This is a genomic window from Ignatzschineria rhizosphaerae (genome assembly GCF_022655595.1).
Lineage (GTDB): Bacteria > Pseudomonadota > Gammaproteobacteria > Cardiobacteriales > Wohlfahrtiimonadaceae > Ignatzschineria > Ignatzschineria rhizosphaerae.
Map to the genome: position 1 here is coordinate 2,521,067 of NZ_CP093379.1, position 17,168 is coordinate 2,538,234.

General features: G+C 37.5%; 14 protein-coding genes and 1 riboswitch. Of the genes, 12 read left to right on the plus strand and 2 right to left on the minus strand.

The features are described from left to right. Nucleotides 1–124: 124 nt before the first annotated feature. The 5 genes from brnQ to truC all read left to right on the plus strand — a co-directional run bounded on the left by brnQ (nucleotide 125) and on the right by truC (nucleotide 5,469). On the plus strand, nucleotides 125–1,456 hold the full coding sequence (brnQ, locus tag MMG00_RS11405) for a branched-chain amino acid transport system II carrier protein (RefSeq protein ID WP_242148410.1): 1,332 nt from the start codon (nucleotides 125–127) through the stop codon (nucleotides 1,454–1,456). A gap of 349 nt (nucleotides 1,457–1,805) precedes the next feature. Continuing rightward, nucleotides 1,806–2,576, plus strand: coding sequence for a transporter substrate-binding domain-containing protein (locus MMG00_RS11410; RefSeq protein ID WP_242148412.1), 771 nt, complete (start codon nucleotides 1,806–1,808; stop codon nucleotides 2,574–2,576). A gap of 364 nt (nucleotides 2,577–2,940) precedes the next feature. Further along, the gene (aroA, locus tag MMG00_RS11415; protein ID WP_242148414.1) at nucleotides 2,941–4,227 is read left to right on the plus strand and encodes a 3-phosphoshikimate 1-carboxyvinyltransferase; all 1,287 of its coding nucleotides are present in this window, start codon (nucleotides 2,941–2,943) and stop codon (nucleotides 4,225–4,227) included. Between the two features lie 21 nt (nucleotides 4,228–4,248). Beyond that, the gene (gene gspG / locus MMG00_RS11420) at nucleotides 4,249–4,680 is read left to right on the plus strand and encodes a type II secretion system major pseudopilin GspG (RefSeq protein WP_242148416.1); all 432 of its coding nucleotides are present in this window, start codon (nucleotides 4,249–4,251) and stop codon (nucleotides 4,678–4,680) included. 15 nt (nucleotides 4,681–4,695) lie between these two features. Beyond that, entirely contained in the window at nucleotides 4,696–5,469 is a 774-nt protein-coding gene (gene truC / locus MMG00_RS11425; RefSeq protein WP_242153470.1) for a tRNA pseudouridine(65) synthase TruC, read from the plus strand. A 10-nt stretch (nucleotides 5,470–5,479) separates the two neighbouring features. Here truC and MMG00_RS11430 read toward each other — a convergent pair whose 3' ends face one another. Both MMG00_RS11430 and MMG00_RS11435 read right to left on the minus strand, forming a co-directional pair. Beyond that, entirely contained in the window at nucleotides 5,480–7,660 is a 2,181-nt protein-coding gene (locus MMG00_RS11430) for a tetratricopeptide repeat protein (protein ID WP_242148418.1), read from the minus strand. A 198-nt stretch (nucleotides 7,661–7,858) separates the two neighbouring features. Continuing rightward, nucleotides 7,859–9,073 carry an MFS transporter gene (locus tag MMG00_RS11435; RefSeq protein WP_242148420.1) on the minus strand — a complete coding sequence of 405 codons (1,215 nt, stop codon included), beginning with the start codon at nucleotides 9,071–9,073 and terminating at the stop codon, nucleotides 7,859–7,861. Nucleotides 9,074–9,273: 200 nt separating this feature from the next. After that, nucleotides 9,274–9,318: riboswitch (PreQ1 riboswitch) on the plus strand. A gap of 5 nt (nucleotides 9,319–9,323) precedes the next feature. Here MMG00_RS11435 and queF point away from each other — a divergent pair. The 7 genes from queF (at nucleotide 9,324) to MMG00_RS11470 (ending at nucleotide 17,162) form a co-directional block, all read left to right on the plus strand. Next, nucleotides 9,324–9,797, plus strand: coding sequence for a preQ(1) synthase (queF, locus tag MMG00_RS11440; RefSeq protein WP_242148422.1), 474 nt, complete (start codon nucleotides 9,324–9,326; stop codon nucleotides 9,795–9,797). Between the two features lie 328 nt (nucleotides 9,798–10,125). Further along, complete coding sequence (locus tag MMG00_RS11445) at nucleotides 10,126–10,788, plus strand: 7-cyano-7-deazaguanine/7-aminomethyl-7-deazaguanine transporter (protein ID WP_242148424.1); 663 nt, start codon at nucleotides 10,126–10,128, stop codon at nucleotides 10,786–10,788. A 157-nt stretch (nucleotides 10,789–10,945) separates the two neighbouring features. After that, nucleotides 10,946–11,485, plus strand: a complete 540-nt coding sequence (locus tag MMG00_RS11450; RefSeq protein WP_242148426.1) for an SMI1/KNR4 family protein — start codon at nucleotides 10,946–10,948, stop codon at nucleotides 11,483–11,485. Between the two features lie 484 nt (nucleotides 11,486–11,969). Further along, nucleotides 11,970–12,857, plus strand: coding sequence for a methylisocitrate lyase (prpB, locus tag MMG00_RS11455; protein WP_242148428.1), 888 nt, complete (start codon nucleotides 11,970–11,972; stop codon nucleotides 12,855–12,857). Nucleotides 12,858–13,054: 197 nt separating this feature from the next. Further along, a complete protein-coding gene (gene prpC, locus MMG00_RS11460; protein WP_242148430.1) occupies nucleotides 13,055–14,206 on the plus strand; it encodes a bifunctional 2-methylcitrate synthase/citrate synthase in 1,152 nt (383 codons plus the stop codon). Between the two features lie 133 nt (nucleotides 14,207–14,339). Further along, nucleotides 14,340–15,782: a bifunctional 2-methylcitrate dehydratase/aconitate hydratase gene (locus MMG00_RS11465; RefSeq protein ID WP_242148432.1), complete on the plus strand. Its 1,443-nt coding sequence runs from the start codon at nucleotides 14,340–14,342 to the stop codon at nucleotides 15,780–15,782. A gap of 168 nt (nucleotides 15,783–15,950) precedes the next feature. Next, on the plus strand, nucleotides 15,951–17,162 hold the full coding sequence (locus MMG00_RS11470) for a YbfB/YjiJ family MFS transporter (protein ID WP_242148434.1): 1,212 nt from the start codon (nucleotides 15,951–15,953) through the stop codon (nucleotides 17,160–17,162). Nucleotides 17,163–17,168: the final 6 nt, after the last annotated feature.

Sequence of the window (17,168 nt, forward strand, 5' to 3'; positions counted from 1 at the left end):
GGATTCGATCATTTATCCAATGATCTATAAAATTTAAAAAATATGAAATTTAGCTTTTAAGTTTTAATTTTTATAATTAGTCGTTAAAAATACGATTAAAACTCAAATTTAGTAGAGAATTTGTATGTCAAAGAGAACATTATTTATAGGGTTTATGTTATTTGCCCTGTTTTTTGGTGCCGGTAACTTAATATTCCCACCTACAGTTGGGCAATTAAGTGGTACAAACTTTATTCCGGCAATTATTGGTTTTATTGTCACAGGTGTTGGTCTTCCATTAATAGGAATTATTGCCGGGTCTTTCTCTGAAGAAGGATTTAGATCTGAAGCAAAACGCATCCATCCTCTGTTTGCGATTCTTTTTATGGTCACAATTTACCTGACCATTGGACCTTTCTTTGCTATTCCAAGAACAGCAATGGTCTCTTATGAAATGGCAGTCCTCCCTTTCCTTGAAGGAGGAATTGAGACAATATCTTCAAAAATAGGCTTTGCAATTGTCTATTTTGCTTTAACCTTTTATCTAGCACTAAACCCATCAAAACTCGTTGAAAGAGTTGGCCAAATCTTAACGCCTGCACTTTTATTAACGATTGTTTTATTGATTATCAGTGCTTTCTTTAAGCTTGATGCCCCCATTACAGAAGTGAGCCCACAATTTACAAGAGATCCTTTCTTTGTCGGTTTCTCGGAAGGTTATCAAACAATGGATACAATCGCGGCAGTCGCGTTTGCAATGATTGTTATCACAGCTGTAAAAGCAACGGGTTTAACAAAACAAAAAGATATCTTTAAACAATCTTCTATAGCCGCAGTCATTGCCGGTGTTGGATTAGGTCTTGTTTATATTTCTCTTGCTTGGATTGGAAATAACTACCCATTAAGCCCAGAAGAAGCAGCAGGGGGGAATATGGGGACTTCAATCTTAACGGGAGTTGCACGCCTGACTTATGGTGAAGGTGGTCGTATTCTCTTAAGTTTAATTGTATCGCTAGCATGTTTGACAACGGCAATTGGTTTAGTAGTAGCTGTTAGTAGCTATTTCCATGAGCTATATAATAAAATCTCGTATCAAGTCTATGCAGTGATCTTCTCCTTGATTAGCTTTATTTTAGCAAGCCAAGGATTAAGCTCTATCATCATGGGCGCTGTGCCGATTTTATTAATCATCTACCCAATTACGATCGTATTGATTGTTTTAATCTTCATTGATCGTTTCTTACGTGGTATGCCAAATCTTGCATTCCAATTACCTATTTATGTGACACTTATCATTAGTGCACTCTCAGTAACCCTTGGTTATGTGGGTGATTCAACATTTAAAATCAAAGCGACAGAGCTATTATCGTACCTTCCTTATCAAAGTAGCGATATGGGCTGGATGATTCCTGCTGTTGTAGCGCTTTTAATAGGAATTGTTTTAGGTAAAGCCTTTAAAACAAAACAAGGGATCTAATTTCGGTGAACTTGAAGGGACTAATAATCAGGAAAGCCGCTTAGTGCGGCTTTTTTTATGATAATTTAGACCATTAAGTTTTAGCTTAGGATAATTATCCGCAAAAAAACGGTAGAAATCTGTGGATAACTTAAAGATAAAAAAGAGTGAGATTTATCCAAATCTTCATCCAAAGATTTATATCAAGAGATATTCACATAAAAAATCAATGCAAAAGCTTGATTAATCCTCAATAATAAGGATAAATTGTGGATAACTCTGTTCACTCATCATTATCTTTAAGATATAAAGAGAAGATAGTAATAAGTAGAAACAAGAATAGAAATAACTTTTTCAGTGTGAGGGTTTTATGTTAAAAAAATTATTAATAGGAAGTTCATTACTTCTTGCATCACAAGTCATGGCGCAAGATGTGATTAAAATCGGAATTGAAGGATCTTATCCTCCGTTTAGCTATATCTCTGAAACGCAGACTATTGAAGGCTTTGAACCTGATTTAGCAAAACTATTTTGTGAGAAGATGGCACAAAAATGTGAAATCGTTCAAGTGGATTTTGATGCGTTAATTCCTTCACTCAATACAAAACGTATCGATGCAATTTTGGCTTCAATGTCCATTACCGATACTCGTAAAAAAGCGATTAACTTTAGTAACAAGTATTACCAAACCCCTGCTCGCTTTGTGATTCCTACAGGTAAAAGTATCGATATCACTGATGAGGGATTAAAAGGAAAACGTATAGGGGTACAAAGCGGTACGATTCATGAGATTTACATGAATGACAAATATAAGCGCACCGCAGATGTAAGAAGCTATCGTAGCCTTGATGAAGCCATGATGGATCTTGAAACGGGTCGTATTGATCTAGTGTTTGCGGATGTTGTGCCACTTGATATCGGTTATCTTCAAAAAGATTATGCAGGTAAAGTTGAATTTATAGGGCCTGCATTTTTTGAAGAAGAGTGGTTAGGAGAAGGAGTTGGTGTGGGAATTCGTAAAACAGATAACGAGCTCTTAGATCGCTTTAATGCGGCAATCAAGGCCACTCGTGAAGATGGTTCTTACAAGGAAGTTGAAGCAAAATACTTCTCATACGATGTTTATGGTGAAGAGAAGTAATTTCAAAATTATCAATTTTCGCTAAAAAATGATGCATTAATCCTAATTTTGAAGGCTTTAAGGTTCTAAAAGTTAAAAAATATTTAGATTGAGCTTCGTTCTTTAGGGAACTTTCAAGAAAAAGACAGATATTAAAAATAGACCCCATAAAAATCGGGGTCTATTTTTTTATCCACTATTTTTTATGAAAAACTGTGGATAACTAATGGGTAAAACTTGTACACTGTTTTGTATCGATTGGGCAATAGGTGCTTTAGGCTCAGTTGTGATAATATCTTGAAAGATTGGAGTGAATCATGATTGATCTCATGGGGATTTCTGGAAAGTGCTCTTATTACGAACTTTTGAGGAAAATGTCAGCGATATGGAAAAATTATTTTTACCAAAAATAGCAAAAGCAGAGGGAATTGTGATAATTCCTGGTTCGAAAAGTATTTCAAACCGTATTTTGTTACTTGCCGCAATGACAGAAGGCGAGACGATTATCCACAATCTTCTCAAAAGTGATGACACGGATCGAATGTTAGAGGCATTGGCATTACTTGGAATTGAAGTGGCCTTGCTTGATGAAACAACAAGAACTTTTCGAGTCAAAGGAAATGGTGAAGGATTCCCTAATAAAAAAGCAGATCTTTTTTTAGGAAATGCCGGCACTGCCTTTCGCTCATTAACGGCGGCTGTTGCTGTTAATGGTGGTGAATATGCGCTTTCTGGTATACCAAGAATGCACGAAAGACCGATTAAAGACCTGGTAGATGCGCTTCGAGCCTTAGGTTTTAAAATTGATTATTTAGGACATGATGGCTATCCGCCTCTAAAGATCGGTAAGGGCTCACTTATCGCTGATGAAGTCTCAATTAAAGGGGATGTTTCTAGCCAATATTTAACGGCATTATTAATGACTTTGCCGTTATTAAAACAGAAAATCACTATTAATATTGAGGGAGAATTGATCTCAAAACCTTATATTGAGATTACATTGATTCTGTTAAGAGCCTTTGGGGTTGAGATTAAGCATCATCATTATCAGCAATTTTTCATTCCTGATAATGCAGTCTTTAAAACACCGGGCGAATTTTATGTCGAAAGTGATGCATCGAGCGCTTCTTACTACCTTGCTTTAGGAATGTTTGGCGGTCCATTGACTGTAAAAGGCGTAGGGACAAACTCTATTCAAGGAGATATCCAATTTATTGATGCGCTTGAAATGATGGGGGCCGATATTACTTGGAAAGAGAATGAAGTGATTGTTAGAGCGCCTAAAGATGGGGTTATTAAAGGTATTGATCTCGATTGTAATCATATTCCTGATGCCGCAATGACATTAGCAACATTAGCCGTTTTTGCAGATCAAAAAACAACTTTAAGAAATATTGGAAGCTGGCGCGTTAAAGAGACAGACAGACTTCATGCAATGGCTACTGAACTTCAAAAATTAGGGGTAACTGTTGAAGAGAGTGAAGATGCACTTGTGATCTATCCTCAAGAAGATCTGTTACAAGATGTTGCCATTGAAACTTATGATGATCATCGTATGGCGATGGCTTTTTCACTGCTTTCAATGAAAGAAGCTTTAACCATTTTAGATCCTCAATGTGTGGATAAAACATTCCCCACCTATTTTGAATTATTTAAAACAGTCACCGCATAACAAGAGGATAAGAGATCACGAATGTTTAATAGTCCTTTTAAGACACTTTATAAACAAGGATTTTCATTAGTTGAACTAATGATTCTCTCCGTGATCGTGGCTATTTTAATTGTAATGTTTTCTCAAAATGTCTTAGGTATCAATGATGAATCGAAGATGATTAAAGCGCATCAGAATTTAAGATCGATTGAAGGCGCGTTAAGTATCTATCGAGATGATCTATTGCGATATCCTTCTAATGAAGAAGGGCTTAAAGCATTGGTGGAATCACCGAATGACCCTAACTGGAAAGGACCTTATATTAAGGCGGATATCTTAATTGATCCTTGGGGAATTCCTTATTATTATGAATTAACAAAGACGCAGTATCTCTTAATTACTTTAGGACAAGATCGAAAAATGGGTGGGAAGAAGCTCAATCAAGATGTTGTTTATCAAAAATTTTTACCCTAAGTAATAAGTATCATGATGGACTTAAAAGACTCTTCCCTAGAAGATTGCGATAGTTTAATGCAAAATCATGCACCCTTAGAGATTCTCTATCAAGATGAAGAGATCATTGCCATTAATAAACCTTGTGGTTGGTTTGTTCATCGTTCTTTATTAGATCCTAAAGTGACAGAGATTGTTTTACAACATCTTCGAGATCAAGTAGGACGTTATCTTTATCCCGTTCATCGTCTTGATAGACCAACTTCCGGCGTTTTATTATTGGCATTTAGTGCATCGAGCGCGCGTTTTCTTTCTGAGCAATTTATGCATGATCAGGTTGAGAAAGAGTACTTAGCTATTGTAAGAGGGTATCTTTTTGATAAGGACAAAATTGAGCATCCTTTATCGGTTATTTTAGATAAAATTGCCGATAAAGGCATTGAGAAGAAAGAGGCGCAATCCGCTTTGACAGAGTATGAAGGATTAGCACAAGTAGAACTTGAGTTATCCACAGGTAAATATCCAACCTCACGTTACTCTTTAGTCTCATTAAAACCTAAAACAGGGCGAAAACACCAATTGCGCCGGCATATGAATCATATTGCTCATCCTATTGTAGGCGATACAACTTATGGTGACTTACGGCATAATAGGCTCTTTCTCCAAGAGTTTGGTATCAATAGGCTACTCTTACATGCTTATAAAATAAAGATCATTCATCCTATTACCAAAAAGGAGCTTACTATTGAAGCTCCTTTGGATGAGTTGTGGATAACTCTGTTAATAGCGCTGGGATGGAAAATTCCCTAAAGCGATGAAATTAGAATATTTCGAGGATTGCATTAAAGAAATTTTCAAGATTTCCCTCAATAGGGTTACGCTCTTTTTTCGGTGTTTCATCAATTACTTCAAAAGCTGCCTCATCATCTAGAGATTCAGCGGGGTTTAAGTTTGCCACTTTTTCACAACCATCTCTATCGCCAAGGTCACAAGCTTTTTGGTACCATTTTTGCGCTTCAATTAAATCTTCTGCGACATATTCCCCATATTCATACATGAAACCCACATTATAGGTAGAATCTGAATGTCCTAAATTGGAGGCTTTAAGATAAAGGTTGAACGATCTTTCTTGATCGATATCCACGCCTAATCCTTCATCGTAAATTGTTGCAAGATAAAAGAGCGCCTCAGTATTCCCACTATTTTCTATCTTTTCCATAAACTCTCGGGACTTACCATAATCTTTTTCAGTACCATCTCCGTGAAAGCTCATGACTCCTAAATAGAAATAAGCATCTAAAGAGCCTTCTGCCGCTGCTTTTTCCATTAAAGCGTAAGATTGTGAATAAGTATGATCACTATCCGTATCTAAGCCTTCTAGATAAAAAAGGTAGCCTGTTAAGAAGAGGCTTTCAGCATCATTATCTGTTTTAACTTTCTCTAATAAAACATCTGTTTGTGATTTTAAGAATTCGAGGGCAACATCATTATCGGCATTTAATACACTTTGCGCCGTAAGTTCTAAAGGCTCAGAAGCTTCACTCCCCATAATTTCATTAAAGAGCGATTCTAGCTCTGTATTTGTTTCACTATCATGACTATTGCCATTGATTTTATTGTCAACAAGTTCGACTGCCCTACAAGCTTCGTTATAATTAACATCACAGCCTTTTTGATACCATTTTTTTGCTTCTTCATAATCAACATCGACATATTCCCCATATTCATACATGAATCCGATATTGAAAGTAGACGGCATATGCCCTAAATTGGCCGCTTTTTCAAACAGCTTAAAGGACTTTTCATAACTCTGCTCAACACCCTCACCGCTATCGTATTGTACTGCGAGGCTAAAGATCGCCTCAGGATATGATTCAAGTTTGGGATCTGCATAGAGAGAGAATGATTTCTCATAATCTTGCTCGACACCATTACCATAATAGTAGAGCTCAGCAAGGGAGTAGATCGCATCTATAGAACCTAGTTCAATTGCTTTTTCAAAGAGAATCTTTGCTTGTCCATAAGCATAACTATCATAGTTATCATCCCCTTTCACTTGATAATAAAGACCAAGAAGGTAGAGTGCATCACTCTCTTTAGATTCTGCTTTTTTGATGATCTCTGGATAATAATCCACAAGCATCATATCGCGATCGTAATCATCTTGTTCAAGAAAAGTGCTAACGGCAGGAATGCTTCGGCTGCTAGCAATAGGACCATGATAGTTTTCGACAATCTCAGAGAAAACAGTGTCAAAACTTAAGGTATGAATTTTAAGTCGATTTACCGCATCACAGCCGTGGCTATCGCCATTATCACAAGACTTTTGATACCAAGTTGTTGCGGTATTAAGGTTGATTTCAATATCTGGGCTACTTCCCATCTCATAATAATACCCCAAAGTATTAATAGAAGTATTATCCCCAAGTTCAGCAGCTTTTCGGTAATATTCCATCGCTTTAGGAATATCTTCATCAAACCCAAAGCCATTCATGTAAAGAGCGCCGAGGCTAAAAAGCGCATCTTTTTGTTTTAGCGCAGCGGCTTTTTCATAGTATTGCGCTGCTTTTTGATAATCTTGTGGAACTCCTTCCCCATAGAAATAGAGTTCTCCTAGTAGGTAGATGGCATCTTTTGAGCCTAACTTTTCAGCTTTAAGAAAGTTCTCTTTTGCTTTATGAAAATCCTCCGCCTTTTCATTATCTTCCCCTTCAGAATAGTAGTAATAACCTAATAGGAAAAGATCTTCGGCATTACCCTTTTCAGCACCTACCTGAATTTTATCAAGCATATTTGTCAATGCTGCATGACGATCATAATGATCCATTGCTAGTAGCTCAGTGACAGTGGTAGATTTCGAACTGCTCTCACTATTGCTACTATTTTGACGATTAATGGTTTGATCAATATAGCTTTCAAGAGGGGAAGCGGCAAAAGTTGGCACCATGAAGCTAGAAATAAGTAATGATAAAAGCACTTTTTTTGAAGACATTTTAAACATTAAAATCACCTAAGAGATTGTCTTTTATAAGAGAGATGCTCAATTGAGCATCTTGAAAATTTGAGATAATAGTTATCAATAGTATAAACGTAAAAGAAGAAAGGGCCTTGAACTTTCTTTCATTCAAGGCCCTTTTTTTTAATAGGTAATTCAATATATTAGAGATTAATCCTTATTTTTTTATTTGTTAGGAGGAAATTAATCTAAAATTTTTCCCTTTGTTTCCGGGATTAGGAAGATAAAGGCGAGAGCGGATAAGAGATAAACGCCAGAGATAAAGCCTAAAGCTGTACTAATATTATATTGCATGGCTAGAGCGCCAATAATTAAAGGTGCAAAGCCTGCAATACCACGACCTAAGTTAAAGATAATATTTTGCGCTGAAGACCTTGCTTCTGTTGGGTAATGTTCAGAAAGAAGCGCGCCATATCCCCCCATCATGCCATTGACAAAAAATCCTAAAATTGCACCAAGGAACATGAGAATATAGTAATTAGATTGTTGAAAATAGATCCAAACAAAGGCGGCGCTGACTACTAAAAAGAAGATGTAAGTCGGGCGGCGACCAAAACGATCCGATGAAGCACCAAAGGTTAAGGTGCCAATAATCATGCCGATCGTCGTAATCACGGTCCAATAAAAAGTCCCTGAAAGGGTAAAGTGATGTTCTTTCGCTAACATGGTGGGCATCCAGATCATAATGCCGTGAAATCCAAAGTTTTGTACACTTGTTGCGATAATAAGACCAATAGTTGTGAGAGTTGTTCGTGAATCTTTAAAGAGCGGTTTAATAGAGATTTTATTACGATTTTCTTTCTTAACTTGTAACCAGATATCGGGCTCTTTAAGATTACGGCGTGTCCACCAAACAAGAAGTGCGGGAAGCGCGCCGATTAAGAACATTCCGTGCCAACCAATATAAGGGGATAAAAGGCTAACAAGTGCCGCTAAAACAATTCCGATTTGAAAACCAATGGCGACAACAGCCGTTGCGCGTGAACGTTTTTTCGCAGGCCACGTTTCAGCAACTAAGGTCATACCAATCCCAAATTCTCCGCCAAGCCCAAGCCCTGCAATAAAGCGAAAGAGTGTAAACATCTCTGCGGATGTGGAAATTGCAGCAAGACCTGTAAAGAGAGAGAAGAGTAAAATTGTCCAGTTAAAAACACGAACACGACCATATTTATCAGCAAGCATTCCAAAGAAAATTCCGCCAATTACCGTACCGATAAGGGTGATGGTTTGGATCATTCCCCCTTGTGCATCGGTTAAACCAAATTCTGCCTTAATCAGAATAAGGGCAAAGGCTAAAATCATAATATCAAGGCCATCCATTGCGTAGCCTAATGTGGAAGCGAGCAGCGTCTTCCGATCCCCTTTCTCGATGGTCGGGGCGTGATTGTGCTGTGTCATAAAACATCCTTTCATGAACGTGGGCGAAAAAAAATTGAGGAAATGCTTGAGAAATTTAAGCGCGAAGTATTATAGCAAGTGAGCGAGAATTAAGCATATTTAATCGCCTCTTTAAAGAGGCTTTTAAAAAAGAAACCTCAGTGAAGCGTTGTATTTGTCAGATAAAGAAAATACAATAGCCGGACTTTTGGCGCTTGATAGCGCTTGTGGTTCGTAACCATCCCACACTAAAAAACTAGGAACTAAATATATGACACACTCAAAAAGTGCTCAACTTGAGAACTTAACGTTACTTGGAAATCAAGCAACAATCTATCCCACAGAATATACATCGACTGTTTTAGAAACTTTTAAAAATGATCACCCTGAGCGAGAATATTTTGTGAATTTTCATTGTCCTGAGTTTACAACACTCTGCCCAATGACAAATCAGCCTGATTTTGCAACCATTTATATCTCTTATGTTCCACAAATTGAGATGGTTGAGAGCAAATCGTTAAAACTTTATCTCTTTAGCTTTCGTAATCATGGTTCATTTCATGAGGATTGTATTAACATTATTTTAGATGATTTAATCCAGCTGATGGATCCTCTATATATTGAGGTTCGTGGGGAATTTACACCGCGTGGTGGAATCTCTATCCATCCTTATGCCAATTATGGCAAGCACAATACCAAGTGGCAGGCGGTTGCAAACAGACGATTAGAGAATTTTAATTTTTAATGACGTCATTGATCTTCAATAATGCATGATTAAAACGCTCTAATAACCCTCTTTAATAAACAACAACTAATGGAAAACGACAAAATAGAGACCATTATCAGGTAATTAATATTACGTCTCCATTCTATTAGTTCAATGGTCCTTATCAACAATAAAAAATGAGTAATCTTTAGTTGTTGTTTATTAAACTTACTGTCTGTTTTTACGGAATTTAAGTCATCTGTAGAAGTGAATATTTTTGGGGTATTTTTTTATAAATTATTTCCTTGAGTTAATCATGATGATGTTTAAATGATTTTTTTTGCAGGAAAATAGAGAAAGGTTTCACATGGAACATTTTTTATACAAACAAGAAGAGAGAGCGCGAGCTTTACCATGGCTTGTGGTTTTTCATATTATGGTGATTGCATCGAGTAATTTTTTAGTACAAATTCCGATGTCACTTTTTGGTTTTCATTCTACATGGGGTGCATTTAGCTATCCTTTTATCTTTTTAGCGACGGATTTAACGGTAAGAATTTTTGGGGCAAAACCTGCGCGAAGAATTATCTTTTTCACGATGTTCCCGGCATTAATCGTCTCTTATTTAATCTCTGTTCTTTTTGATGGGGGATCTTGGCAAGGAGCCATGGCGTTTGATGCTTTTAATCGAGGTGTTGCCCAGATTGCATTTGCGAGTTTCGCAGCTTACGTGATTGGGCAGATGATGGATATCGTGGTGTTTAATCGTTTTAGACAAAACTATCAGTGGTGGATAGCGCCTTTTCTTTCCGGCATTATTGGGAATTTAGTTGATACGATTGCTTTCTTTGGAATCGCTTTTTATCAAACAGAGGACCCCTATATGGCTGAGCATTTAGTGGAAGTAGCAAGTGTGGACTACCTTTTTAAGATGGGGATTTCAGTATTACTCTTTTTACCTGCTTACGGTGTGATCTTAAAGATTATTACAAGATCCTTAACAGGAAAAATGGTATCTAATAAAGTTTAAGTATTTGATTTTAAATTATTTTTTTTTGAGTTTTGTAAAGGGTGCTAATCTTTTAGTAACCATATAAAAAACCGAGATAGAGATTAGATCTATCTCGGTTTTTTTGAAGCGCTTTTCGTATAATGGAAGATCCTAACTTCTGCTTGTGGATAACATTATGCATTACTTTACCGCCAATGACTTACAAAACCTCTGGGATAACTCTGACTATTCTAAGGAAAATCATATTAGTGAACCTTTTACTGTAGAGCTATTACAACAAGTAGAAGCCCAGCTTGGCGGATATAAATTGCCAGCTGCCTATATTGAATTGATGACTCAACAAAATGGGGGGGCATTAAGTAGAGATTTTTTCTTTGCCGGGGAAGAGAGTGATTGGGCAGATGGCGGGATTTGGGTGTCTGAGATTTTTGGGATAGGGTTTGATAAAGCTTATTCTCTTTGTGGAGAATTTGGCAGTAATTTTATGATTGAAGAGTGGGGATATCCTGAGATTGGCATCTGCTTTGCCGGCACGCCAAGCGCTGGGCATGAGATGTTTATGTTCGATTATCGAGAGTGTGGTAAATCGGGAATTCCTAAAGTTGTTCATATCGATCAAGAAGGGGATTATCGAATAACCTTAGTTGCAGAAACATTTGAAGCTTTTATTAAGGGACTTATTCCGATGGATGAAATTTATGAAGATGAAGATTAATTCATATTGGGATCTCATAGGAAAAGGTGACTAAATTTTTCCTTATAGACATGTTTATCTTTAAAAATCCACATATTTGTATAATAAATATACAGTCAAGAAGTTTTTTAGAAAAAGTTTTAGGAAATAATATTAATTTTTAAATATTTATGGCTCGAGTAATCAATTGATAATATTGGATTACTCGAGCTTTTTGACTTTTATCTTGCTCAAGGAAGAAAATTAATTGTGATTTATAATTTGGGAAACGCTATCTGAGTTTGATATGTTGTTAATGAAGGATATGGAGATAGCTTGTAGAGCTGATAAATAGAGACATTTACTTAAAAAAGCTCACAAACTATGGATAACGCTAACATCGAAATCGTTATAACAAGAGTTCTAACAAAATTAAAGAAATAGAACCGACATAACAAAGTGTTTGAAAAGAATTCATTAAAAATGATTTTTAACCATGATGTAGTTACACCAAAGGAGGCTCATAATGAGCATTTATTCAGCAGGAAAGAGATTCCGTGAAGCGCTTAAAGAAGAATCACCTTTGCAATTGATGGGTGTTATTAATGCCAATCATGCACTGTTAGCAGAGCGAGCGGGATTTAAATCAATTTATCTTTCAGGAGGCGGCGTTGCAGCAGGATCTTTAGGGATCCCAGATCTAGGTATTACCACTTTACAAGATGTTTTAATCGATATTGATCGGATTACGAATGTGACAGATCTTCCTTTAATTGCCGATGCGGATATCGGTTTTGGAACTTCTGCTTTTAATGTTGCAAGAACAGTAAAATCTTTTATTAAAGCGGGTGCTGCCGGGCTTCATATCGAAGATCAGGTGGGAGCTAAACGTTGTGGGCACCGTCCTAATAAAGAGATTGTCCCTTTAGATGAGATGGTTGACCGCATTAAAGCAGCTGTTGATGCAAAAACAGATCCTGATTTTATGATTATCGCAAGAACCGATGCTTTAGCTGTAGAAGGATTAGACAGCGCATTAGAGCGTGCGGTTGCTTATATTGAAGCGGGTGCTGATGGATTATTTCCAGAAGCGATTACAGAGCTTTCGATGTATCAGAAATTTACAGAAGCCGTGGATGTTCCTGTGCTTGCGAATATTACAGAATTTGGGCAAACACCTCTTTTTACCATTGAAGAGTTAAAAAGTGTTGATATTGCCATAGCACTTTATCCATTATCGGCTTTTAGAGCGATGAATAAAGCTGCTGAAACTGTCTATCAGACCATTCGTAAAGAAGGTACTCAAAAGAGTGTCCTTCCGCTGATGCAGACTCGCGATGAGCTTTATCAAAGCATTCGCTATTACGATTACGAGGACCAACTCGATCAATTGTTTGCATCAAAGAAAAAGTAAAAAGCTTATAAGCTTTGTCTCTTTTTCTTTCGGTTATAAAAGTGATTTTTGAAAATTAAAAGTCCGTCATTTCAACATTTTAATAAATGGTTATCGATTACTAGCATGGGCTCTCCATACCTTGCTAGAAGATCAGCATAACCAAAATAAATATACCTAAATTAGATTCCAATAGGTTTATCCTGAAGGAGGATATTATGCCGACAACGTCAGCAACTTTTCGACCCAAAAAATCTGTAGCACTCTCTGGCACTATTGCCGGAACCACAGAGCTATGTACGGTAGGTCGTAATGGTAATGAGCTTCATTATCGAGGCTACAATATTATGGATCTTGCCGATAATTGTGAATTTGAAGAGGTAGCCCATCTCTTAATTCACGGTAAGCTCCCCAATGAAAATGAGCTTAGACTCTATAAACAAAAACTTCAAGCCCTTCGCGGTATTCCTGTCTCAATGCGTAAAGCTTTAGAGACTCTCCCAATGTCCGTCCATCCCATGGATGTATTAAGAACAGGGGTCTCGCTCTTAGGTTGTATCTCTCCTGAAAAAGATGATCATAATAATGCCGGCGCGAAAGATATTGCCGATCGCCTAATGGCCTCTTTAGGTTCAATGCTCCTTTATTGGTATCACTATAGCCACAATGGCGTGCGTATTGAGCTTGAGAGCAAAGAGGATTCTATAGGGGGACATTTCTTACATCTGCTTCATGGTAAAAGACCACCTAAATCTTGGGTTAAAGCGATGCATACCTCATTAATTCTCTATGCAGAACATGAATTTAATGCCTCAACCTTTACCGCTCGCGTTATTGCCGGGACTAATTCGGATATTTACTCTGCTATTGCGGGGGCTATTGGCGCTCTTCGTGGACCTAAACATGGTGGGGCTAATGAAGTGGCCTTTGAAATCCAGCAACGTTATGGCTCCCCTGATGAAGCGGAAGTGGATATTTTAGAGCGTATTGGCAATAAGGAGATCATTATTGGTTTTGGTCACCCTGTTTATACGGTGGCAGATCCAAGACATGAAGTGATTAAACGTATCGCCCTAGAGCTCTCTGAGGAAGCTGGAACCGTTCGGATGTATAACATTGCCGATCGTATTGAAGCGGTCATGAAAAATCATAAAGCAATGTTCCCTAATCTCGATTGGTTCTCGGCAGTCTCTTATCACATGATGGGAGTACCAACTGCCATGTTTACGCCTTTATTTGTGCTTTCTAGGGCATCGGGGTGGGCAGCGCATATTTTAGAACAACGTAAAGATAATAAGATTATCCGCCCGGGTGCTGAATATACAGGACCTGAAGAGCTTAAATTTATCCCTATTGCTGAGCGTGAGTAATCGCATGAAAGATCTGTTATAGAGCTCAACACGACAGATCTTTCCTGATTAATTTTGTCTTGGCATTGAAGTTACTGAATTTCTTTTTTATTCACATTGAAGTTTAATATTTATTATTGATAGGAGATTATCTATGTCACAAGAAGTCACCCAAAAGTTTGATGATGTTCTTGAAAAGATTGTCGATTATGTCAGGGATTATGAAGTAAAGTCTGATCTTGCATACAAAATCGCACAATACTGTTTAATTGATACTTTAGGCTGTGGTTTAGAGGCGCTTGATTATCCTGAGTGCGCGAAATTAATGGGTCCAATTGTGCCAGGAACCGTTGTTCCTAATGGGGCGAAAGTGCCAGGAACACAATTTCAGTTAGACCCAGTACAAGCAGCTTTTGATATCGGGATGATGGTTCGTTGGCTTGATTTCAACGATACATGGCTCGCCGCAGAATGGGGACATCCTTCAGATAACTTAGGCGCAATTTTAGCAGTTGCTGATTGGTTATCAAGAGCGGCTATTGCCAATGGTAAGAAGCCTTTAACGATGAAAGCAGTTTTAACGGCGATGATTAAAGCCCATGAAATTCAAGGCTGTATTGCGCTTGAAAATGCCTTTAACCGTGTTGGATTAGATCATGTTGTTTTAGTAAAAGTGGCATCTACAGCTGTTGTGTCTGAACTATTAGGATTAACGCGCCAAGAAGCCTTAAATGCATTATCACTTGCCTTTGTTGATGGGCAATCTTTAAGAACTTATCGTCATGCGCCTAATACGGGATCTCGTAAATCATGGGCAGCAGGAGATGCAACGTCTCGAGCGGTACGTTTAAACTTAATGGCTCAAAAAGGAGAGATGGGATATCCATCTGTTTTAACAGCGAAAACTTGGGGTTTTTATGATGTTTTATTTGAGGGAAAACCATTTAAGTTCCAGCGAGATTATGGCACTTATGTGATGGAAAATGTCCTCTTTAAGATCTCATTCCCTGCTGAATTCCACTCTCAAACAGCCGTGGAATGCGCTATGACCTTAAAGCAAAAGCTCAATGCAATGGGCAAAACATCAGAAGATATTGAGCGAATTGATATTAGAACTCATGAGGCTTGTATTCGTATTATCGATAAGAAAGGTCCCCTTAATAACCCCGCAGATAGAGATCACTGTATTCAATATATGGTGGCAGTGCCACTTATCTTTGGACGCTTAACGGCGAGTGATTATGAAGATAATATCGCGAAAGATCCTCGTATTGATGCTCTTCGTGATCGTATTATCTGTACAGAAGATCCGGCATTTACCAAGGATTATCATGATCCGGATAAACGCTCTATCGCTAATGGATTAACGATTACCTTAAAAGATGGCACAAAACTTGATGAAGTGGTTGTGGAGTATCCTATCGGGCACGCGCGTCGCCGTGAAGAAGGAATGCCGGTATTAGTGGAGAAGTTTAAAACAAACGTAGCTCGCAGATTCCCCGCTAAACAGCAAAAAGCGATTCTCGATGTCTCATTAGATAAAGAGGCGCTTTGGGAAATGCCAGTCAATGAATATGTGGATCTTTATGTGATTTAGCATTTTCTTGTAATTATTGATCTTATTTTATTGTTTATCGCTCGGAAGATTGGGCTCTTCCGAGCTTTTTTTATCTATTTTTAATAAGAGGATAATTGATTTAATGCTAGAGTAAATGGGCAAATAAAAAATTATCTGTGAGTCAAAAAGCGATTGTTGGGGATAGATATGCGTGTAAAGGATTACCTATTTAGTGTTGCGATATTAACGTTAGGAATGGGATTAGGGCGATTTCTCTATACCGGTATGATGCCGGTAATTTTAGAGGAAGGGATCTTTGATTTTAAAGCACTCTCTTATATCGCAAGTAGTAACTATTTTGGTTATCTTTTTGGGGCGTTATTATTTTCATTTTCGCTTTTTCATCGGCCACAATATTTAAAAAAGTCCTTAATATTAAGTGTACTTTCAACTGCTTTACTGCTTTTTTTGTTATCTGTGCTAACAAGCTTTCCAAGTGTTTTAATGATTCGTTTTTTAGCGGGTATTAGTAGTGCAGCAGCAATTATTTTTGGGGCCATTACAGTTTTAAAATATTTCTCTTCAAGTTTTATGACGGCCTCTTTCTTCTCAGGAGTTGGCTTAGGGATATTATTAGGTAATGAGTTGGTAAATATCGCCTTAATTAAGCAATATACGTCCTTACAAATTTGGTTTTATATCTCTCTTTTTGCCATGATGATTGCGCTCTTTATTATCTTTTGTCATCCTAAAATCGAAGTGGGAATCTATCACCCTAATGCACCGATTAATGATGATTACTCCGATAACAAGGAGAGCTCTATAGCAAAAAGTGATTTAGAAGTTAAAGATCCCCCTTTTAAGTTATTACAAATTTCTTGGGTATCGTTAATCATTCTTTACGGTTTTGCCGGATATGGTTATATCATTACCGCAACGTATTTACCTGTCATCGCGCAATCTTTACCGGCATCCAAATTAACACCCCATTTATGGTCTTTGGTGGGAGTAGGAGCGATTTTTAGCTGTTATTTTTGGCTCTATCTAGAGAAGAAAATCGGTGTTTTATCAGCACTTTTTTGGAATCTTTTAACACAAAGCCTATTTGTTTTACTCTCTATTTTTAGTGATTCCTTATGGTTATTAGTGATAAGTGCTTTTGGGCTTGGGGCAACCTTTATGGGAACAACGTCACTAGTAATGCCATTAGCCCGAAAACTGATTGTGCCTAAAACCTTAAATTTAGTGGGTTTAGTAACCTTAACTTATGGTATTGGGCAGATTTTAGGACCACTTGTCACAAGCGTTATTGAAGCGATGGCAAGCTCATTATCACTAGCCTCGATTTCAGGCTCTATAGCGCTATTGATCGCAAGTTTGATTGTGTTATATGAGAAGGTAAAGTGGGGAATTAAATGATCCCTA